This is a genomic window from Pseudescherichia vulneris NBRC 102420 (assembly GCF_000759795.1).
Lineage (GTDB): Bacteria > Pseudomonadota > Gammaproteobacteria > Enterobacterales > Enterobacteriaceae > Pseudescherichia > Pseudescherichia vulneris.
The window spans coordinates 66,368-86,382 of record NZ_BBMZ01000010.1 but is presented as its reverse complement, the minus strand read 5'-3'; the positions used below and the strand labels follow the sequence as shown (position 1 = coordinate 86,382).

The following is a 20,015-nucleotide window of genomic DNA, read 5'->3' as shown; positions in this document are numbered from 1 at the left end:
TGTTTATTTTAATAGGCTAGGCTACCTTTTTTTGTATGACAACAAGTGATTGAATAATGAACAAAAGTGAATTTTACGCGGAGTTGAACCGCGATTTTCAGGCATTGATAACAGGTGAAACCAGTTTTTTAGCCACGCTGGCGAATACCAGCGCGCTGCTGTTTGAACGCCTTGAGGGCGTTAACTGGGCAGGATTTTACCTGCTGGAAGGCGATACGCTGGTGTTAGGCCCGTTCCAGGGCAAAATTGCCTGCGTGCGCATTCCGGTAGGCCGCGGCGTCTGCGGTACGGCAGTGGCGCAAAACAGCGTCCAGCGCGTGGAAGATGTCCATGCGTTTGACGGGCATATCGCCTGCGATTCTGCCAGCAACGCGGAAATTGTTCTGCCGCTGGTGGTCCAGGATAAGATTATTGGCGTGCTGGACATCGACAGCACGGTATTTTCTCGCTTCACGGCCGAGGATGAGCAGGGGCTGCGCGAGCTGGTTTCGCACCTCGAACGCCTGCTGGAAGCGACCGATTATCAAAAATTCTTTGCGAGCGACGCAGTATAATCAACGGATAACGTAGCATTTACTGATGGGGTCATTATAATGACGCCTGTTCATGCCTGCGGCTTGTTGGCAACGTCCGTTGTAATCAGGAAATTTCATGGAAAATCAACCTAAGTTGAATAGCAGTAAAGAAGTTATCGCCTTTCTGGCCGAACGTTTTCCTCACTGTTTCAGTGCAGAAGGTGAAGCGCGCCCCCTGAAAATTGGTATTTTTCAGGATCTGGTCGAGCGCGTTGAAGGAGAGATGAGCCTCAGCAAAACTCAGCTTCGTTCTGCGCTGCGTCTGTACACCTCAAGCTGGCGCTACCTGTATGGGATCAAAGCTGGTGCGACCCGCGTCGATCTCGACGGCAATCCGAGCGGTGTACTGGATGAACAGCATGTTGAGCATGCGCGTAAGCAGCTGGAAGAGGCGAAAGCCCGCGTCCAGGCTCAGCGTGCTGAACAGCAGGCCAAAAAGCGCGAAGCCGCTGCGGCTGCCGGTGAGCAGGAAGATGCGCCACGCCGCGAGCGTAAACCGCGTCCTGCACCGCGCCGTAAAGAGGGCAACGAGCAGCGTAAACCACGCGCCGACAAACCTGCCGCGAAACCACAGCGCGCACCGCGTGAAGAGCCACAGCATACGCCAGTATCCGATATTACTGCGCTGAACGTGGGTCAGAACCTCAAGGTGAAAGCGGGCAACAACGCAATGGACGCCACTGTACTGGAGATCACCAAAGACGGTGTTCGTGTACAGCTGACCTCAGGCATGTCGATGATTGTACGCGCAGAACACCTGTTGTTCTGAAACGGAGGCCAGGCCCGGCATGAACACTTTGTTTAAGCGCACCGCGTTGGCTGGCCTGTTCCTGATTGCAGGACAGGCTTTTGCCGTTGAAGATATTACGCGTGCCGATCAGATTCCGGTATTAAAGGAAGAGACCCAGCATGCAACGGTCAGTGAGCGCGTTACGTCGCGCTTCACCCGTTCCCACTACCGTCAATTCGATCTCGATGAGGCATTCTCGGGCAAGATTTTCGATCGCTATTTAAACTTGCTGGACTACAGCCATAACGTGCTGCTGGCAAGCGACGTTGAGAAGTTCATGCCGAAGCGGAGCGTGCTCGGCGAGGAGCTGCGCACCGGCAAACTCGACGTGTTTTATGCGCTCTATAACCTGGCACAGAAGCGCCGGTTTGAGCGCTACCAATATGCGCTGAAGGTGCTTGAGCGGCCGATGGATTTCACCGGTAACGACACCTTTAACGTTGACCGCAGTAAAGCGCCGTGGCCGAAAGACGATGCGGAGATGAACGCCCAGTGGGATGCCAAGGTGAAGTTCGATGAGCTGAGCCTGAAGCTGACCGGTAAGGACGAGAAAGAGATCCGCGAAACGCTGACCCGTCGCTATAAGTTCGCGATTCGCCGCCTGGTGCAAACCAACAGTGAAGATGTCTTCTCTCTGGCGATGACCGCCTTTGCCCACGAGATCGACCCGCACACTAACTATCTGTCGCCGCGTAACACCGAGCAGTTCAACACCGAGATGAGCCTCTCCCTTGAAGGCATCGGCGCGGTGCTGCAGATGGACGACGACTACACCGTGATTAACTCCATGGTTGCAGGCGGTCCGGCGGCGAAGAGCAAAGCCATCACCGTTGGCGATCGTATTGTTGGCGTCGGCCAGCCGGGCCAGAACATGGTGGACGTGATTGGCTGGCGTCTTGATGACGTCGTTGCCCTGATCAAAGGTCCGAAGGGGAGCAAGGTACGTCTTGAGATCCTGCCTGCCGGTAAAGGAACCAAGACCCGCATCGTGACCCTGACCCGGGAGCGTATCCGCCTGGAAGATCGCGCCGTGAAGATGTCGGTGAAAACCGTCGGCAAAGAGAAGGTGGGCGTGCTGGATATTCCTGGCTTCTACGTTGGCCTGACCGATGACGTTAAGGTGCAGCTGCAGAAGCTGGAGAAACAGAACGTCAGCAGCGTGATTATCGATCTGCGTACCAACGGCGGCGGGGCACTGACCGAAGCGGTGTCGCTCTCCGGCCTGTTTATTCCGTCCGGTCCGGTGGTGCAGGTGCGTGATAACAACGGCAAGGTGCGCGAAGACAGCGATACCGACGGCGTCGTCTACTATAAAGGCCCGCTGGTGGTGCTGGTTGACCGCTTTAGCGCTTCGGCGTCAGAGATCTTTGCTGCCGCGATGCAGGACTATGGCCGGGCGCTGATCGTCGGTGAACCGACCTTCGGTAAAGGCACGGTGCAGCAGTATCGCTCCCTTAACCGCATCTACGATCAGATGCTGCGTCCGGAGTGGCCAGCGCTGGGTTCGGTGCAGTACACCATTCAGAAATTCTACCGCGTTAACGGCGGCAGCACGCAGCGTAAAGGCGTGACGCCGGATATCATCATGCCGACCGGCAATGAAGAGACCGAAACCGGTGAGAAGTTTGAAGATAACGCGCTGCCGTGGGATAGCATCAACGCGGCGACCTTCGTGAAGTCTGGCGATCTGACGCCGCTTGGGCCGCAGCTGCTCAAGGAGCATGACGATCGTATCGCCAAAGATCCGGAGTTCCAGTATATCCTGAAGGACATTGTTCGCTTCAATGCCCTGAAAGATAAGCGAAACCAGATATCGCTCAACCTTGCCCAGCGTGAGAAAGAGAACGCCGAAGACGATGCGATTCGCCTGGCTCGCCTGAACGACCGCTTCAAGCGCGAAGGTAAGCCGGTGCTGAAGAAGCTGGACGATCTGCCGAAGGATTATCAAGAGCCGGATCCCTATCTTGATGAGACGGTGCATATCGCCCTTGACCTGGCGCATATCGAGAAAGATAGCCCGCCAGCGCAGCCCGCTAAGGCACAGTAAACCGCAACAGGCACAAGAAATTGTGCCTGTTTTTTTTAACATGCGTATCGCGGCGTAAGCCTGCCGCGTCTAAATGTAAAGTTGTGTCTTTCTGGTAACTTACGCGCGGGTTATGCTTGAAAATAGCCAATATACCCATACGATGTGGGTAGTCGCATAGTGCGTTTTGTTAAGTTGAGGTTAAAAGAAAATTATGATGCGGATCGCGCTCTTCCTGTTAACGAACCTGGCGGTGATGCTGGTCTTCGGGCTGGTGCTGAGCCTGACGGGTATTCAGTCGAGTAGCGTTCAGGGCTTGTTGATCATGGCGCTGCTGTTTGGTTTTGGCGGCTCGTTCGTTTCGCTGTTAATGTCGAAATGGATGGCCCTGAAGTCGGTCGGAGGGGAAGTCATTGAGCAGCCGCGTAACGATATGGAGCGCTGGCTGATGAACACCGTGGCGCAGCAGTCGCAGCAGGCGGGCATTGCGATGCCGCAGGTTGCCATTTATCACGCCCCGGATATTAACGCCTTTGCCACCGGCGCGCGCCGTGATGCGTCGCTGGTTGCAGTAAGCACCGGCCTGTTACAGAACATGAGCCGTGACGAAGCCGAAGCGGTTATTGCTCACGAGATCAGCCACATCGCGAACGGTGACATGGTGACCATGACCCTGATCCAGGGCGTGGTGAACACCTTCGTTATCTTTATCTCGCGTATCCTGGCGCAGATCGCCGCTGGTTTTATGGGTGGCAACCGCGACGAAGGCGAAGAGAGCAACGGCAACCCGCTGATCTACTTTGCCGTGTCGATGGTGCTGGAGCTGGTGTTTGGTATTCTGGCGAGCATTATCACCATGTGGTTCTCGCGTCACCGTGAATTCCATGCTGATGCCGGATCGGCGAAGCTGGTGGGTCGTGAGAAGATGATTGCCGCCCTGCAGCGTCTGAAAACCAGCTACGAGCCGCAGGAAGCCAGCACGATGATGGCCTTCTGCATCAACGGGAAATCCAAATCCCTGAGCGAACTGTTTATGAGCCACCCGCCGCTGGATAAGCGTATTGAAGCCCTGCGCAGCGGTGAGTACCTGAAGTAACATAAACAGGTGTAATAAAAAGGCGCGTCAAATGACGCGCTTTTTTTATGCCTGCGGTTTCTGCGTCATCCGCAGTCCACTGACGGTGGCGGCAACGGCGGCTAATACCGCCGCGAACAGCAGCGCAACGTGCGTCGCGTGATCGGTGAACAGATTAAACATCAACGCCACCATCGCGGCCCCGATGCTCTGTCCAAGCAGGCGCGCGGTGCCGAGCATGCCGCTGGCTCCGCCGCTGCGCTGGCGCGGGGCGGCGGTAATAATGGTGTGATTATTGGGTGACTGGAACAGCCCGAAGCCCGCCCCGCAGAGCATCATCCGCCAGATGATATCCATATCCGACGGTGCCGCAGGGAGAAGCGCCAGCGCCAGCAGCCCCGCAGCCATTACCGCCAATCCCACCGCACCCAGCAGGCCGGCGTGAACCCGCTCAATCAGATACCCCGCCAGCGGGGCCATCACCATGGTCGCCAGCGGCCACGGGGTCAGCAGTAGCCCGGTCTCCACTTCACTGCGACCCAGCACGCTTTGCATAAAGAAGGGCAGTGAGACCAGGGCCAGCATCTGGGCGCAGAATGAGCAGATCGAGGTGCAGATAGAGAGCGAAAAGAGCGGAATACGCAGCAGATCTACCGGCAGCAGCGGCACGGGCAGCCCAAGCTGGCGGCGAATAAAGAAGTAACCGACGATTACCATGGCCGCTACCTCCGCAGCGATAAGCGTTAGCGACTGTCCTTGGGCAAAGCCGCCCAGCGCCAGGATCAGCAGGCCGAAGGTGAGGGCGTTCATCACCGCGCTGGGCAGATCGAAGCGTGTGGTGCTGCGGCGCGGCGGGTTAGCGGGCAGGTAGCGCATCGCCAGCAGCAAGGAGACGATCCCCAGCGGCACGTTGATCAAAAAAAGCCACTGCCACGAACCCACGGCGAGGATCGCGGCGGCAATGGTGGGGCCCGCCGCCGAGGAGACCGCCACAACAAACGAGTTGATGCCCATCCCCCGGCCCAGACTGCGCTGAGGGTAGATGAGGCGAATCAGCGCCGTGTTGACGCTCATCAGCGCCGCGCCGCCGAAGCCCTGCGCGATACGGGCAAGGGTTAGCATGGTGAGGGAGTCGGAGAGGGCGCAGAGAAACGAGGTGACGGTAAAGAACGCCAGCCCGCACTGATAAACGCGTCGATAGCCAAACATATCTCCCAGAAATGCAAAGGAGAGCAGGGAGATCACAATGGCAATCTGGTAGGCGTTCACCACCCAGATCGAACTTGCCGGGGAGACGTGCAGATCGCTGGCGATAGTCGGCAGCGCCACGTTAGTGATGACGCCATCCAGCACCGCCATGGCAATACCGATGATGATCGTCAGTATCGCCCCGTAGCGCTGCGGGACCGGCAACCCTTCTGTAAAAGATTTATCCATGGGATTTATATGATTAAGCTGAAATTATTATCGTGAGAACGATTTTACCAGCCACGCGCTGTTTTTATATCGCAGATTTGTAACGAAGTTAACAAACTGCCATTGCGGGAGACCCGCGACGAAATTATAATAAAAACCTATTCTAAATTTTATAAAACACTCGCGATGAGGTGATTAATGGCAATCGCAGATTTGGATAAGCAGCCAGATTCTGTCTCTTCAGTACTGAAGGTCTTTGGCATTCTGCAGGCGCTCGGGGAAGAGCGGGAAATTGGCATTACTGAACTGTCTCAGCGTGTGATGATGTCAAAAAGCACCGTGTATCGCTTTTTGCAGACGATGAAATCCCTTGGCTACGTGGCCCAGGAGGGGGAGTCGGAGAAGTACTCCCTGACGCTTAAGCTCTTTGAACTCGGCGCGCGCGCGTTGCAAAACGTTGATTTAATTCGCAGCGCCGATATCCAGATGCGTGAGCTGTCGCGTCTGACCAAAGAGACGGTGCACCTTGGTGCGCTGGATGAAGACAGCATTGTCTACATCCATAAAATCGACTCTATGTACAACCTGCGCATGTACTCCCGTATTGGCCGCCGCAACCCGCTCTATAGCACCGCCATCGGTAAAGTGCTGCTGGCCTGGCGCGATCGCGAGGAAGTTAAACAGATCCTGGAAGGCGTTGAGTACAAGCGCAGCACCGATCGCACCATCACCACTACCGACGATCTGCTGCCGGTGCTCGATACCGTTCGCGAGCAGGGTTACGGCGAAGACAACGAAGAGCAGGAAGAGGGGCTGCGCTGCATCGGCGTGCCGGTCTTTGACCGCTTTGGCGTGGTCATCGCTGGCCTGAGCATCTCCTTCCCAACGCTGCGCTTCTCTGAAGAGCGTCTGCATGAGTATGTTGAGATGCTGCATACCGCAGCACGCAAGATCTCCGAGCAGATGGGCTACAACGACTATCCGTTCTGATACCAGACGCCGCGCCAGACGCGGCGTTTTCATCTCTGATCCCCTCTTTACCGCGGTTCCCTGAAAGGTCAAATAGCGCTACAGTTAGCTCCGGTTTAATATGCCGGGAGTAACCTGTTTGCATAAAACGTTGATTCGGAGAGAAGAGTGAGAAAGTTTCGGTGGCTGCTTGTGATTGCCATCCTGGTAATTTGCCTGATGCTCTGGACCCAGATGCTCAATGTGATGTGCGATCAGGACGTACAGTTTTTCAGCGGTATTTGCGTTATCAATAAATTTATCCCCTGGTAGCGGCATTTTTGCTTCGAATCATTCCCTTCCTTAATGTCAGTGGTAAGATAGCGCGTCAACATTGAGGTGGTGTAATGAACGAAGTACTGAATTCGGGCGCGTTCAATCTTGCGTCCCTGGTAATTTCTTTGGTGGTGCTGGTCGTTGGGCTGGTGCTGTGGTTTTTTGTGAACCGGGCCAGCTCTCGTGCTAACGAGCAAATTGAACTGCTTGAGGCGCTGCTGGATCAGCAAAAACGACAGAACGCGCTGCTGCGTCGCCTCTGCGATGCCAACGCGCCGGAAAAAGCCGAGCCGGAAGCAAAAGCGGCGGCAACGGTGCAAACCGACGGCGACGATTTTATCCGTTTGGTGGCTGAACGCTAAATGCGTTGGAAGGGGTGGTGAGCGATGGCATGGAAAAATCCCTGGTATAATCCAGCCCTGACTCACCATACGCCCACCGGGTTTCGTAATCTGACCCCCGGTGGGCATCAGCCCGGTGACGTTGAGCGCTGGCAAAAAGAGCGCCGCGCCGCCGGGCTGCCGCATCCTCCCGAGGGCGGCTACGACACTTTTCTTCAGCAGTGGTGGCAGCGCGCCGAAATAGGCGGCAGCGAGGACGGGGTCTGGTGGCTGGGCCATGCCAGCATGCTGCTCCGTCTGGACGGCTGTTATCTGCTGGCGGATCCGCTCTTCTTCAATCGTGCCTCCCCGGTACGCTTTACCGGGCCGCAGCGCAAAAGTCCCGCGCCGCTGAACGTTAGCGATCTGCCTGCGCTGGATGCCATCCTCATTTCGCATAACCACTACGATCATCTCGATACTCGCACCATTCGCGCCCTGCTAAAACGCTTCCCAGACGTCACGCTGTTTGTTCCCCTCGGGCTGGGCCGCTGGTGCCGCCGCCACGGCGTGCGTCACGTTGTCGAGCTCGACTGGTGGCAGAGCTTTACCTTCGAGGGAATGACCTTAAGCGCCGTACCCGCCCAGCACTGGAGCATGCGTACGCCGTGGGACAGGGATCGGTCACTCTGGTGCGGTTGGGTCGTAGAATCCCGGGCGCATCGCTTCTGGTTTGCTGGCGACACCGGCTACACGCCGGACCTGCTGGCCATTCCCGAGCGGCTGGGCCGACCCGATTCCGCTGCGCTACCGGTCGGTGCCTATGCCCCACGCTGGTTCATGTCCGTACATCACATGGATCCGCAGCATGCGGTGTCGCTCTGGCAGCAGATCGGTGAGCCGCTGGCGTTTCCTATCCACTGGGGCGTCTTTGAGCTGGCGGATGAAGCGGTAGACGAGCCAGCCCGCGAGCTGGCAGCGGTATTAAGCGAGACGGTAACGCAAACGGATAACTTCAGGATCCTGAAAATAGGTGAGTATTTATCTCTCGATGCCCAGACTATTAAACAGGCAGCGGAGTAGCCTGAAGGGGTTATATAAACGATATTATTTTTAGCGAAACGTTTTTATTGCTTTGAATTGATGCAGTGTCATTAAACTTTCATTATTTTGGTGCAGGGGATGCACTAATTGAGCAACAATTATTCGGTGGTCAACTTATCCATTTCTGATTACCGGACAAAAACGTTTACACTCACCCATTCTCATGATTTTTCAGTAAGCTATTGCACAAAAATTGCTAACGACATGCTCTATTTAGCCATTGTAGAGTTCAGGCTGGACGAAACGACATCACTGCGCTAGGTTAGCTGCACACCTGTTGTTCTGCTTGCCGCTGAAATTGTGCGACAGATCCAGACATCATTAAAAATGGCTTGCCATAATTAACGTTGTATGTGATAACACGGTGTAGGTTAAACGAGGTACAGTTCTGTTTATGTGTGGCATTATCAGTAAAGAAGTTCTGAGTAAACACGTTGTCGTTGAATACTGCTTCTCTGCCGAACCTTATTTAGTGCCTCATGCAGTAATGTCTCAGTTTCATCTCGGTCAATGCCTGCGGGCTAAGAAAACACTCTAAGGAATTTTGCAAATGGCAAAGATTAAAGGTCAAGTTAAGTGGTTCAACGAGTCTAAAGGCTTTGGTTTCATTACTCCTGCTGACGGCAGCAAAGACGTGTTCGTGCACTTCTCTGCAATCCAGGGTAACGGCTTCAAGACTCTGGCTGAAGGCCAGAACGTTGAGTTCGAAATTCAGGACGGCCAGAAAGGCCCAGCAGCGGTTAACGTTACTGCTATCTGATTTTCCTCCACTGCTTGAGCGCGATTAGCGCATCAATGTCAGCGTAAAAGCCTCGCCGCGTGCGGGGCTTTTTAATGCTTGTTTTTCAAAATGTTACTGTAAGCCCCTCCATTCTTCTTTTGTTGCAAAGCCATACCGTTATTAGCACACTTTTTTCCCTTTCTGGTCTTGTTTCCTGTCAAATCAGCGGGTTAATCCGTTTCAGGAGCCAAGGTGAAAAAAAATCCTCTTTCCAGCAACTATACCCCTCTGCGTTTTGCCTTGCTCTGCGTGGCCATTATCTGTGCGCTGGGCCTGCTGCTGGGCCGAACGGCCTGGCTGCAGGTCGTCTCGCCGGAAAAGCTGGTTAAAGAGGAGGATATGCGGTCAATTCGGGAAGAGAAGATAGTCCCGCCCCGGGGAATGATCGTCGATCGCAACGGACTGCCGCTGGCAGTGAGCGTGCCGGTCAGTGCGATCTGGGCCGATCCTAAAGTCATTAACAGCAGCGGTGGGGTAAGTGTGAACTCACGCTGGCAGGCGCTGGCCAGCGCCCTGCATATGCCGCTGAGCGAGATTGCCGAACGCATCCGGCATAACCCGCATTCCCGCTTTATTTACCTTGCTCGCCAGCTCGATCCGCAGCAGGCAAAATGGATTGATAACCTTAACTTGCCGGGCATCAATTTGCAGGAGGAGTCGCGCCGCTTTTACCCCAGCGGGCACGTCGCCGCTAACCTGATTGGCTTTACCAACGTGGACGGGCAGGGGATCGAGGGCGTTGAGAAGAGTTTTAACGCCCAGCTGATCGGCAAGCCCGGTCTGCGCCGGGTGCGCAAAGATCGCCACGGACACGTCATCGAGAATATGACCGAAACGCCTGTCGTGCCGGCGCACACGCTGATGTTAAGCATCGATAAGCGCCTGCAAACCCTCACCGAGGACGCGCTGGATAATGCCGTCAGCTGGAATAAAGCCGAATCCGGCGCGGCGGTGCTGGTGCGTATCCAGACCGGCGAAATCCTGGCGATGGCCAGCTATCCTGATTTCAACCCCAACAACCGCAGCGGCGCGACCCTCGATGACTTTCGCAACCGCGCCATCAGCGATACGTTTGAACCCGGCTCAACGGTGAAGCCGATGGTGCTGATGGCGGCGCTTAAAGAGGGTATCGTTCGGCCGGATAGCGTGGTCGACACCCATCCCTATACCCTCGACGGCCACCGCATCCGCGACGTGGGATACTATCCGGAGCTGACCCTCACCGGCATCCTGCAAAAATCGAGTGATACCGGCGTGTCGCACCTGTCGCTGGCAATGCCGATCCAGCGCCTGCTGGATACCTATAAAGCGTTTGGCTTTGGTACGTCAACGGGACTGGGGCTGACCGGGGAGAGCAGCGGCGTCCTGCCGGTGCGTAAATACTGGGGCCAGCTCGATCGTGCCACCTTCTCGTTTGGCTATGGCCTAATGGTCACGCCCCTACAGCTGGCCCACGTCTATGCCACTATCGGCAGCTATGGCCTGGCGCGCCCGCTCTCTATCACCCGCGTCGATCCGCCGGTCGTCGGGAAGCAGGTGATGCCGCAGGAGATTGTGCATGAGGTTGAACACATGATGGAGAGCGTGGCTCTGCCGGGCGGAGGTGGGACTAAAGCCGCCGTGCGCGACTACCGCGTGGCGGTGAAAACCGGCACCGCTAAGAAGATCGACGAGAACGGCAAATACGTGAATAAGTACGTGGCCTATACCGCTGGCGTTGCCCCTGCCAGCGCGCCTAAATATGCTCTAGCGGTGGTGATAAACGATCCGCAAAACGGCGCTTACTATGGCGGGGCAGTATCGGCTCCGGTATTTAGTGAAATTATGGGTAGCGTACTGCGGGCTGAAAACGTCCCGCCTGACGGGATGGCTCCCGACTCAAGCCATTTAGTGGTGCTGAATTCCCTCGGCGGTGCGGATCCGCTGCGTTAAGACGTTTCCCGCAGCGGCAATTGGCGTTACACTTTCGCCCTTTCTCTCTGCCCGGAGTTGTTATGTCCTTCACCTGTCCGCTATGCCACGCGCCGCTGCTGCGTACTGATAAAACCTACGTCTGCCCGCAGCGGCACCAGTTTGATATAGCGAAAGAGGGATACGTCAACCTGCTGCCGGTGCAGCATAAGCGTTCACGCGATCCGGGTGACAGTGCAGAGATGATGCAGGCCCGACGTGCTTTTCTCGACGCCGGGCACTACCTGCCGCTGCGCCAGACGCTAAGCGATCTGCTGGATGCCCACCTGCCGGAGAAGGCCGAGGCGCTGCTGGATATTGGTTGTGGCGAGGGGTACTACACCCACGCCTTCGCCGATATCGCTCGCCAGCACGGGGCCCAGACCTTTGGTCTCGACGTCTCCCGGGCGGCAGTTCGCGCGGCGGCGAAGCGCTATCCGCAGGCGATGTTCTGCGTAGCCTCCAGCCACCGCCTGCCGTTTGAGGCGCAAACCCTCGACGCCGTGGTGCGCATCTATGCACCCTGTAAAGCGGAGGAGCTGGCGCGGGTAGTGAAACCGGGAGGATGGGTGATTACCGCCGCGCCGGGGCCACGGCATCTGGTAGAGCTAAAAGGGCTGATCTATGACGAGGTGCAGCTGCATGCTCCGCAGAGCGAACAGCTGGCGGGGTTTACTCTGCGGGAGCAGCACTCGCCAGGCTACGGAATGACGCTAAGCGGCACCGAAGCCGTGGCGCTGTTGCAGATGACGCCGTTTGCCTGGCGGGCGAAGCCGCAGGTGTGGCAGACGCTGCAGGAGATGACCCAGTTCAGCTGCGAGGCAGATTTCAGCATTCAGTGCTGGCAGCGCGACGCTTAAGGGGCGAAGTGGCTCCAGAGGATCTGGATGCCGATACCGATCAGCACTACGCCACCGAGGATCTCGGCCCGTTTGCCTAGCAGCGGGCCGATAAACTTGCCGATCATCATACCGAGGGTGGACATAATCAGGGTGGCGCAGCCGATGGCGAGCGCGGTGGTGATAATATTAACGTGCAAGAACGCCAGACCGACGCCGACGGCCATGGCGTCCAGGCTGGTGGCGATGGCCGTCGTGACCAGCAGCCAGAAGCTGTGGCGGCGCAGCGGAGTGAGCTCTTCATCAGGCTGGCAGCGCAGGCCCTCCAGCACCATTCGACCACCTAAAAATACCAGCAGCAAGAAGGCAATCCAGTGGTTCCACTCCAGCACAAACTGGCTGGCGAGCATGCCTAAGCCCCAGCCTAGCAGCGGGGTCAGCGTCTCAATGAAGCCGAAGATCAATCCGGTACGCAGGGCGTCAGAAAATTTGGGTTTGTGCAGCGTCGCACCTTTACCAATAGAGGCGGCAAAGGCATCCATCGACATGCCAAAAGCGAGCAGCAGGGTAGCGGATAGGTTCATACAAGCGTCCTGACCGGGAAATCCATATGACACATCACTGCCCCCAGTAATCAGCAGTTGATGCGTCTATGGTCTCGCCTGACCGAACAGCGTCAGCTATTCGATCCGTACGTGCCACGTTTTGCAACGAGTATGTTGACACGCACATTTCCGGGAACAGGAAATTGGCTACTCCCCAACGACGGGCGCAACCTTAACATATTTTGATAAACTAAAACAATAACCGGAGTTCATTATTTCGCTGTGCTATTGATAACGATTTTCATTTAGCTGAAAGGGTGAAAATAACGTTAAAAAAGATGATGAATTGCAGGGGGAATAATATAGCCATGGCTATGTTTTAGGGTGTGAGTATATCAAAAACATAGTCATGGCTATATTTTAACTTATTGAGTTTTAACCATAATCCTGTAGATTTTTTCCAGATCGTCGATATTTCGTACACGGATCAGCAGACGTCGCTGCTCTAATTGCACGACCAGCACACCATCTTCCGATAGCTGCATCGCGTTAATACGCCCATATTCAATCCAGATATTCGCGAAGAAAAACCCATTTTCTTTGAAGATGATTTTTGGGGCGCGGATCCAGAAAAGATATATAACCACCAGCGCCAGCATAGATAATAGCCACGTGGTTAAAATAGCACCATGATGAGTGACGTTATTATAGATAAGGATAGCCAGCAGGCCGGTGAAGATTACGCTGTCGGCGCGGCTGCGGCGCAGCAGGGGAGCGGTGAGCAGCGTCGCGCCGTGGCGGCGCGGCATAATAAACTCGTCATAGATAGCGTAAGCCAGCAGCCCAGCCACGCACAGCACCAGCACGTAGTCCGTTAACGACATTCATCCTCCAGAAATAAAAACCGGGGGCAGTGCCCCCGGCGTAACATTTACCGTTTACAGGCCGAGCAGGCCCACGGCGTAACCCGCGATACCGATGACGAAGAAGCCAACGATGATCCACAGCGGGTTCACTTTCTTACGCAGCAGCCACATGCAGGCGAAGGTCAACAGCAGCGGTACCAGGCCCGGCATCAGCTGGTCAAGGATCGTCTGCACGGTGGTGACGTTAGTTTTCCCGGTCTGGTCGGTGATCTCCGACACCACCAGCGGGATATTAACATGCGTCCACTTGTTTACCAGCGCCCCCATGACAAACAGGCCGAGGATTGACGCCCCCTCGGTCAGCTTTTGCAGGAAGCCGCCGCCCATATCTTTAACGATATCTACCCCTTTACGGTAGCCGTAGGCAACGCCGTAGTAGCGGGTTGCCAGGCGCACCACGTTAAAGAGGATAAAGAACAGCAGCGGACCGAGCAGGCTGCCGCTCATGGCGATCCCCGCCCCGAGCGCGGCAAACACCGGACGCACGGTACCCCAGAAGATCGGGTCGCCGACGCCTGCCAGCGGCCCCATCAGACCAACTTTGATACCATTGATAGCACCATCGTCGATCTCTGCGCCGTTGGCACGCTGCTCCTCCATCGCCAGGGTAACGCCGAGCACCGGCGCGGCAACGTAGGGGTGAGTGTTAAAGAACTCCAGGTGGCGTTTGATCGCCTGGCGGCGAGCCTCGTTATTCTCCGGGTAGAGGCGTTTGATAGCCGGTACCATAGAGAAGCAGAAGCCCAGCGCCTGCATACGCTCGAAGTTCCACGACCCCTGGAAGAGGTTAGAGCGGAGGAACACGCCGCGGATATCGCCAGCCGTGAGTTTTTTCTCGGACGTCGTTTTTGTTATATCAACCATGTCGCTCACCTGTTAATCCAGTTCGTTATCGAGATCGTTAGCACCGGCAGCCTGAACAGGCGCGCCCGCCGAGCGGTTATATTTCGGGCTAAGCTGAATGTAGAGAATGGCCATCACGGCACCGATTACCCCCAGCGCCACCAGGTTAAAGTTGGTGAAGGCGGCGGTAACGAAGCCCAGATAGAAGAACGGCATCAGGTAGCCAGCGCGCATCATGTTGATGACCATCGCATAACCTACGACCACGATCATGCCACCGGCGATGTTCAGGCCGCTGGTCACCACTTCCGGAATGGCGTTGAGCATGCTCTGTACTTCACTGGTACCCACGGAGTAGGCCACGATCACCGCCGGGATGGCGATACGCATTGCCTGCAGGAACAGGGAAGAGACGTGGATCCAGGAGAGCGCCGTCAGGTTGCCGTTTTCGGCCGCCTTATCCGCTGCGTGCTGGAAAGCCACGGTGATGGTACGAACGATAATGGTCAGCACCTGGCCTGCCGCTGCCAGCGGGATAGCCAGCGCGATACCGGCCCCGATGCTCTGACCACCGGCGATAACCAGCACGGTTGAGATAATGGAAGCCAGCGCGGCATCCGGCGCGACCGCCGCACCGATGTTCATCCAGCCGAGGGCGATCATCTCCAGGGTACCGCCGATGATAATGCCTTTTTGCATATCACCCAGCACGATACCGATTAACGTACAGGCCACCAGCGGACGGTGAAACTGAAATTCATCCAGCACCGACTCCATACCGGCAATACAGGCTACGACGAACACCAGCACAATCTGAAGAGTGGTAATCTCCATTGTACTTCTCCTATAGCATTACAGATTAAAGTGTAAAAACAGCGCGATCGGCGGGTGCCGGTTACTTCGCCACTTTGCTGATTAAATCCATCATTTTCAGACGTTGATCGCTGGACACTTTCCGCACCTCCAGCTCGATACCCTGGGCGTTGAGCTTTTTAAACGCGGCGATATCCTGCTCATCCACCGACACGGCGTTATTCACCTGGGTTTTACCCTGGCGGAAGGCCATGCCGCCAATGTTGACAGAGGTGATCTTCACCCCCTCGTCAACGAGGCGTACCACGTCGGTCGGGTTGGTGAACAGCAGCATCACGCGCTCACCGGCGTATTTCGGGTTGTTGTAAACGCGAACCATCTTGGCGACGTCCACCACGTGCGCGGTAACGCCGGGTGGTGCCACCTGGGTGAGCAGCGTCTTGCGTACCGTGTCGGCGGCGACTTCGTCACTGACGACAATAATACGCTGCACGTTGGTCTCTTTGGTCCAGCGCGTGGCCACCTGACCGTGGATCAGGCGATCGTCGATACGCGCCAGGCCAATGGTCATATAGTCCGCTGGCCCCATCGGCTTTTGCGGCACGGCGGCGCGGGGGGCGGCGGCAGGGGCAGGGGCGGCAGGCTGCGCCTTCTCCACCGGCTGCGCCTTCAGTGCCTTCACGCCTTCGCGGCCTGCTTCAACGGCGACGGCCACCAGATCGTCAAACGTCGGGTTGTCATCGCGGCCCATCAGGGTCTCGACCAGCATCGGGATATTGACCCCGGCCACGACCTCATGGTGCTCTTTATCGACGACAATACGGCTGGCAGCGTTAAACGGGCTGCCGCCCCATGTATCAACGAGAAACAGCACGCCCTGATGAGTGTCGAGCTTTGCCAACTGCGCATTGTACTTTTCGATCAGCGTTTCGGCGTTTTCACCCGGTACGAAATCGATCCAGCCTACGTTCTCTTGTTCGCCCAATAGCATTTCAGCTGTTTTAAGCAGCTGCTCTGCAGCCCAGCCATGTGTGCCTATCACAATAGCAATGGTCACTTGCTACCTCCTTTATTATCGTGAATACATCCGTAGCAGATGCATTGTGAATCGTTACGTCATAGCGAATCGATTCAGAGAGGGATGACATAGAAAATTCAGTCTTCGCGAATTATTTTAGATAGTGAAAAAATAATTTATGTGATTCAGATCCGTAATTTAGCTTTAATCGGAAAAGAAATTTTGTTGCGCAAAATATCTCCGAAAATGCAAATTCTGGTAAATCTTTGCAAAATCGTAATTCTCTCTGTTATGTTTACTTTCTGTTTATAATCACTGGAGTAGAGGGCAGCTGCCCACCGTATGGACCGTCACCGACGTCAGTTTACCTTCAGGCCGCTTAGCGCCTGTGTTAACCCCCTTTCTGTTGTCATCACGCCTGCATGTTGTAAGGCCCCGTTTTGTCATTCCTTTAGCAGGAGCCTGTCATGGAATTCTTAATGGACCCCTCAATCTGGGTGGGATTGTTGACGCTTGTCGTACTTGAAATCGTTCTCGGTATCGATAACCTGGTGTTTATCGCCATTCTGGCCGACAAACTGCCACCGAAGCAGCGAGACAAGGCCCGGCTGATCGGTCTCTCCCTTGCGCTGGTGATGCGCCTGGCGCTGCTCTCTGTGATCTCCTGGATGGTGACGCTGACCCAGCCGCTCTTTTCGGTCATGGATTTCACCTTCTCCGGCCGCGATCTCATCATGCTGCTCGGGGGGATATTCTTACTCTTTAAAGCGACAACAGAATTACACGAGCGCCTGGAGAACCGCGAGCACGACAGCGGCCAGGGGAAAGGCTACGCCAGCTTCTGGGTGGTGGTGGTGCAGATCGTTATCCTCGATGCGGTCTTCTCCCTCGATGCGGTGATCACTGCGGTAGGGATGGTGAACCACCTGCCGGTGATGATGGCCGCGGTGGTGATCGCCATGGCGGTAATGCTGCTGGCCTCGAAGCCGCTGACGCGCTTTGTTAACCAACACCCAACGGTGGTAGTGCTCTGCCTGAGCTTCCTGCTGATGATTGGTCTGAGCCTGGTGGCGGAAGGCTTTGGCTTCCATATTCCGAAAGGCTACCTCTACGCGGCAATTGGCTTCTCGATCATCATTGAGTTCTTCAACCAGGTGGCACGCCGTAACTTTATTCGTCATCAGTCGACGCTGCCGCTGCGAGCGCGTACCGCCGACGCGATCCTGCGTCTGATGGGCGGTCGCCGTCAGGCTGCGGTTCAGCATGAGCCGGACAGCCAGTCCCCGGTTTCGGTGCCTGAAGGCGCGTTTGCGGATGAAGAGCGCTACATGATCAACGGCGTGCTCACCCTCGCGTCACGCTCTTTACGCAGCATCATGACGCCGCGGGGCGAGATCAGCTGGGTCGATGCCAACCTTGAGGTGGACGCTATTCGCCAGCAGCTGCTCTCCTCGCCGCACAGCCTCTTCCCGGTGTGCCGGGGCGAGCTGGATGAAGTTATCGGCATCGTGCGTGCGAAAGAGCTGCTGATGGCGCTGGAAGAGGGCGTCGACGTGGCGGCTATCGCCTCGGCGTCCCCGGCCATCGTGGTACCGGAAACGCTGGATCCCATCAAGCTGCTGGCGGTTCTCCGCCGCGCACGGGGGAGCTTCGTGATGGTCACCAACGAGTTTGGCGTAGTGCAGGGCCTGGTCACGCCGCTTGACGTGCTGGAAGCCATTGCCGGTGAGTTCCCGGACGCCGATGAGACGCCGGAGATTGTCACCGACGGCGACGGCTGGCTGGTCAAAGGCGCTACCGATCTTCACGCGTTGCAGCATGCGCTGGGGATGGATAACCTGGTGAACGACGAAGAGGATATCGCTACCGTTGCAGGGCTGGTCATTGCTATCAATGGTCAAATTCCCAAGCCGGGCGAGGTGCTGCAGCTTGCGCCATTAACCATTACCGTGGTTGAGGCGAACGACTACCGGGTCGATCTGGTACGGGTTGTTAAAGAGCAGCCGGTACAGGACGACGAAGAGGAGTAGCCTCGTTCAGCGTAGCGGCGTCATGGGCATCACATGCCCGCTATAGGTGGCTGGGGGCGGCGTACTGCCTGCCAGCCACGTGGGGAAATCTTTTAGCGGCATAGGCTTCGCGTAGAGAAATCCCTGAAAGATAGTCACCCCGCGCTGGCGCAAACGCTGCGCCTGCAGCGGGGTTTCAACCCCCTCCGCAATCAGCTCAATTTTCAGCCGCCTGCCCAGCGCGATAATAATATCCGTTACCGTCGAGTTCACCGCATCGGTGCCCACCGCCATGGTATAGGACTTATCAATCTTCAATACGTCCGGACGCAGCTTCTCCAGCCACGAGAGAGAGGTGTTACCGGTACCAAAGTCATCAATCGCCAGCTTCACCCCACGTCGGTGCAGGGCCCGCACGAGCCGGTAATCGATATCGGTGATCGCCTCCCGCTCGGTCAGCTCAATGGTGAGCTGCTGAACCGGATGGGCATGGAACCAGAGGCGGTTAAGATCCTTCAGCAGCGCGCCGTCGCGAAAATGGCTGGCGGAGACGTTGATCCCGATATGGAACTGGCTGTTGGCCGGGAACAGGCCTATCTGGCGGTGGGTCTCTGCCAGCACGTAGCGCGTCAGGGGAGCAATCAGGTTCTGCTCCTCGGCAATGGGGATAAAGACGTCCGGCGAGATCCAGCCCTGGCGCGGATTATTCCAGCGCAGCAGGATCTCCACCCCCTCACACTGATGGGTGGTGGCGTTCAGCAACGGCTGGCAGAAAAGCTCAAACTCATGGGCCGCCATACCGAGGTTGATCTCCCAGGAGAAGCTCATCCGGTTGGCGGTAACAATCCAGGCGATATAGCCCATCAGCAGGCTGATGATCACCGCCAGCGGCAGCTGGGAAGGAAGGTGGCGCAGCGCCAGCTCGCCTGCGCCAGGGCCCCTCACGCTAATGGTAAAGGGAAACTGTTCCGAGCTCTGCTGAAACCGTGTCTCGTTGACCAGCGGCGGCAGGCTATCCACGACCCCGGCACCGTAGATCAAATGCCGATTACCCACCGTTACGCTCGCTCCGGTGATCAGCGGTTTCTGCGGCTCCAGCATCAGGCGAGTGAGCAGGTCGATATTGATCACCTCCATCACCCCATCCTGACCGTTCTGGGTCAGGGGAAACCACTGGATCAGTATCGGGCTGCCATGCAGCAGGGAGTTATCGGTAGTGAGCAAGAGCAGTGGCTGAGCGGTAGGAAGTGCGGGTTGAAGCTGATGAATGGGGACGTTGCGATAACCGAAAATGCTGGAGCAGTAGAGGACGCCGTTTTTGATAAGGCCGATAGAGCGTACGGTTTGCATCGTCGCGGCCTGTTTTCGTAGCGCCAGGTGCGCCTCGTCGCAGGGCTGGCCCACCAGCGGGAGAAGTACCCCCCGGCCCTGGGCCAAAGGGATCAGGATCCTGTTCAACGACGAGACCGCGTGGCTCGTAAAAGAGAGGATCCGCTGTTGGTTAGCGTTGCGCTCGGAAATGTAGCGTGAGCCAAGCGTCAGGAAAAGCGTGAAGATCGCGACAATCACGCAGACGATGGCGCGTTTTCGACGGTAGCTTCTTATAATATGCTGTGCTGTTTGCATGTCCTGACGGTCCCCAGGAGAGCCGTTGGCGAAAAAGCAAACGGCAACACAGCAAGTGTAGTGGGGAAAAAATAA

20 protein-coding genes, 1 pseudogene and 1 riboswitch are annotated in these 20,015 nt (G+C 56.4%); of the genes and pseudogenes, 14 read left to right on the top strand and 7 right to left on the bottom strand.

All coding sequences use genetic code 11. The annotated features are described in order from the left end of the window. The first annotated feature begins 56 nt into the window (after positions 1 to 56). The 4 genes from msrC (at position 57) to htpX (ending at position 4,487) form a co-directional block, all read left to right on the top strand. Positions 57 to 554 (top strand): free L-methionine (R)-S-oxide reductase MsrC, encoded by a 498-nt coding sequence (gene msrC, locus EV102420_RS09570; RefSeq protein ID WP_042391319.1) that lies wholly within the window; start codon positions 57 to 59, stop codon positions 552 to 554. Between the two features lie 97 nt (positions 555 to 651). Further along, on the top strand, positions 652 to 1,344 hold the full coding sequence (proQ, locus tag EV102420_RS09565) for an RNA chaperone ProQ (protein ID WP_042391318.1): 693 nt from the start codon (positions 652 to 654) through the stop codon (positions 1,342 to 1,344). Between the two features lie 19 nt (positions 1,345 to 1,363). Next, entirely contained in the window at positions 1,364 to 3,412 is a 2,049-nt protein-coding gene (gene prc / locus EV102420_RS09560) for a carboxy terminal-processing peptidase (RefSeq protein WP_042391316.1), read from the top strand. Between the two features lie 193 nt (positions 3,413 to 3,605). Further along, the gene (gene htpX, locus EV102420_RS09555; RefSeq protein WP_042391315.1) at positions 3,606 to 4,487 is read left to right on the top strand and encodes a protease HtpX; all 882 of its coding nucleotides are present in this window, start codon (positions 3,606 to 3,608) and stop codon (positions 4,485 to 4,487) included. A gap of 45 nt (positions 4,488 to 4,532) precedes the next feature. Here htpX and EV102420_RS09550 read toward each other — a convergent pair whose 3' ends face one another. Continuing rightward, positions 4,533 to 5,903 (bottom strand): MFS transporter, encoded by a 1,371-nt coding sequence (locus EV102420_RS09550; protein WP_042391314.1) that lies wholly within the window; start codon positions 5,901 to 5,903, stop codon positions 4,533 to 4,535. Between the two features lie 177 nt (positions 5,904 to 6,080). Here EV102420_RS09550 and kdgR point away from each other — a divergent pair, with 177 nt between their 5' ends. From kdgR to rlmA, 8 genes and pseudogenes are all read left to right on the top strand, one after another. Then, positions 6,081 to 6,872 (top strand): DNA-binding transcriptional regulator KdgR, encoded by a 792-nt coding sequence (gene kdgR / locus EV102420_RS09545; protein WP_042391313.1) that lies wholly within the window; start codon positions 6,081 to 6,083, stop codon positions 6,870 to 6,872. A gap of 147 nt (positions 6,873 to 7,019) precedes the next feature. After that, positions 7,020 to 7,163, top strand: a complete 144-nt coding sequence (gene mgrB / locus EV102420_RS09540) for a PhoP/PhoQ regulatory lipoprotein MgrB (protein ID WP_042391312.1) — start codon at positions 7,020 to 7,022, stop codon at positions 7,161 to 7,163. 74 nt (positions 7,164 to 7,237) lie between these two features. After that, positions 7,238 to 7,528 (top strand): YebO family protein, encoded by a 291-nt coding sequence (locus EV102420_RS09535; protein ID WP_042391311.1) that lies wholly within the window; start codon positions 7,238 to 7,240, stop codon positions 7,526 to 7,528. A gap of 24 nt (positions 7,529 to 7,552) precedes the next feature. Continuing rightward, positions 7,553 to 8,569 carry an MBL fold metallo-hydrolase gene (locus EV102420_RS09530; RefSeq protein ID WP_042391310.1) on the top strand — a complete coding sequence of 339 codons (1,017 nt, stop codon included), beginning with the start codon at positions 7,553 to 7,555 and terminating at the stop codon, positions 8,567 to 8,569. A 415-nt stretch (positions 8,570 to 8,984) separates the two neighbouring features. Then, a pseudogene (locus tag EV102420_RS22895) lies at positions 8,985 to 9,128 on the top strand (DUF2627 domain-containing protein). 12 nt (positions 9,129 to 9,140) lie between these two features. Next, positions 9,141 to 9,350 (top strand): transcription antiterminator/RNA stability regulator CspE, encoded by a 210-nt coding sequence (cspE, locus tag EV102420_RS09525; RefSeq protein WP_001062678.1) that lies wholly within the window; start codon positions 9,141 to 9,143, stop codon positions 9,348 to 9,350. A gap of 213 nt (positions 9,351 to 9,563) precedes the next feature. Continuing rightward, complete coding sequence (gene ftsI2, locus EV102420_RS09520; RefSeq protein WP_042391309.1) at positions 9,564 to 11,303, top strand: peptidoglycan DD-transpeptidase FtsI2/PBP3(PARA); 1,740 nt, start codon at positions 9,564 to 9,566, stop codon at positions 11,301 to 11,303. Positions 11,304 to 11,365: 62 nt separating this feature from the next. Further along, positions 11,366 to 12,181, top strand: a complete 816-nt coding sequence (gene rlmA / locus EV102420_RS09515) for a 23S rRNA (guanine(745)-N(1))-methyltransferase (RefSeq protein ID WP_042391308.1) — start codon at positions 11,366 to 11,368, stop codon at positions 12,179 to 12,181. Here the strand turns inward: rlmA and mntP are convergent. The 5 genes from mntP to manX form a co-directional block, all read right to left on the bottom strand. After that, a complete protein-coding gene (gene mntP, locus EV102420_RS09510; RefSeq protein ID WP_042391306.1) occupies positions 12,178 to 12,744 on the bottom strand; it encodes a manganese efflux pump MntP in 567 nt (188 codons plus the stop codon). The two genes, rlmA and mntP, sit on opposite strands and share 4 nt — an antisense overlap. A gap of 2 nt (positions 12,745 to 12,746) precedes the next feature. Next, positions 12,747 to 12,933, bottom strand: a riboswitch (yybP-ykoY riboswitch). 197 nt (positions 12,934 to 13,130) lie between these two features. Next, positions 13,131 to 13,589 (bottom strand): DUF986 family protein, encoded by a 459-nt coding sequence (locus tag EV102420_RS09505; RefSeq protein WP_042391304.1) that lies wholly within the window; start codon positions 13,587 to 13,589, stop codon positions 13,131 to 13,133. 54 nt (positions 13,590 to 13,643) lie between these two features. Further along, positions 13,644 to 14,495 (bottom strand): PTS mannose transporter subunit IID, encoded by an 852-nt coding sequence (locus tag EV102420_RS09500; RefSeq protein WP_042391302.1) that lies wholly within the window; start codon positions 14,493 to 14,495, stop codon positions 13,644 to 13,646. Between the two features lie 12 nt (positions 14,496 to 14,507). Next, complete coding sequence (locus EV102420_RS09495; protein WP_042391300.1) at positions 14,508 to 15,308, bottom strand: PTS mannose/fructose/sorbose transporter subunit IIC; 801 nt, start codon at positions 15,306 to 15,308, stop codon at positions 14,508 to 14,510. A 61-nt stretch (positions 15,309 to 15,369) separates the two neighbouring features. Next, positions 15,370 to 16,344 carry a PTS mannose transporter subunit IIAB gene (gene manX / locus EV102420_RS09490; protein WP_042391299.1) on the bottom strand — a complete coding sequence of 325 codons (975 nt, stop codon included), beginning with the start codon at positions 16,342 to 16,344 and terminating at the stop codon, positions 15,370 to 15,372. Positions 16,345 to 16,647: 303 nt separating this feature from the next. Here manX and EV102420_RS22965 point away from each other — a divergent pair, with 303 nt between their 5' ends. Then, positions 16,648 to 16,785 carry a protein YoaL gene (locus tag EV102420_RS22965; protein WP_376782028.1) on the top strand — a complete coding sequence of 46 codons (138 nt, stop codon included), beginning with the start codon at positions 16,648 to 16,650 and terminating at the stop codon, positions 16,783 to 16,785. Next, a complete protein-coding gene (yoaE, locus tag EV102420_RS09485; protein ID WP_042391297.1) occupies positions 16,773 to 18,335 on the top strand; it encodes a CNNM family cation transport protein YoaE in 1,563 nt (520 codons plus the stop codon). The genes EV102420_RS22965 and yoaE overlap by 13 nt, the downstream gene beginning before the upstream one ends. Before the next feature lie 6 nt (positions 18,336 to 18,341). On the opposite strand, the gene pdeD is transcribed toward yoaE, so the two are convergent. Further along, positions 18,342 to 19,940 carry a cyclic di-3',5'-guanosine monophosphate phosphodiesterase PdeD gene (pdeD, locus tag EV102420_RS09480; RefSeq protein WP_042391295.1) on the bottom strand — a complete coding sequence of 533 codons (1,599 nt, stop codon included), beginning with the start codon at positions 19,938 to 19,940 and terminating at the stop codon, positions 18,342 to 18,344. Positions 19,941 to 20,015: the final 75 nt, after the last annotated feature.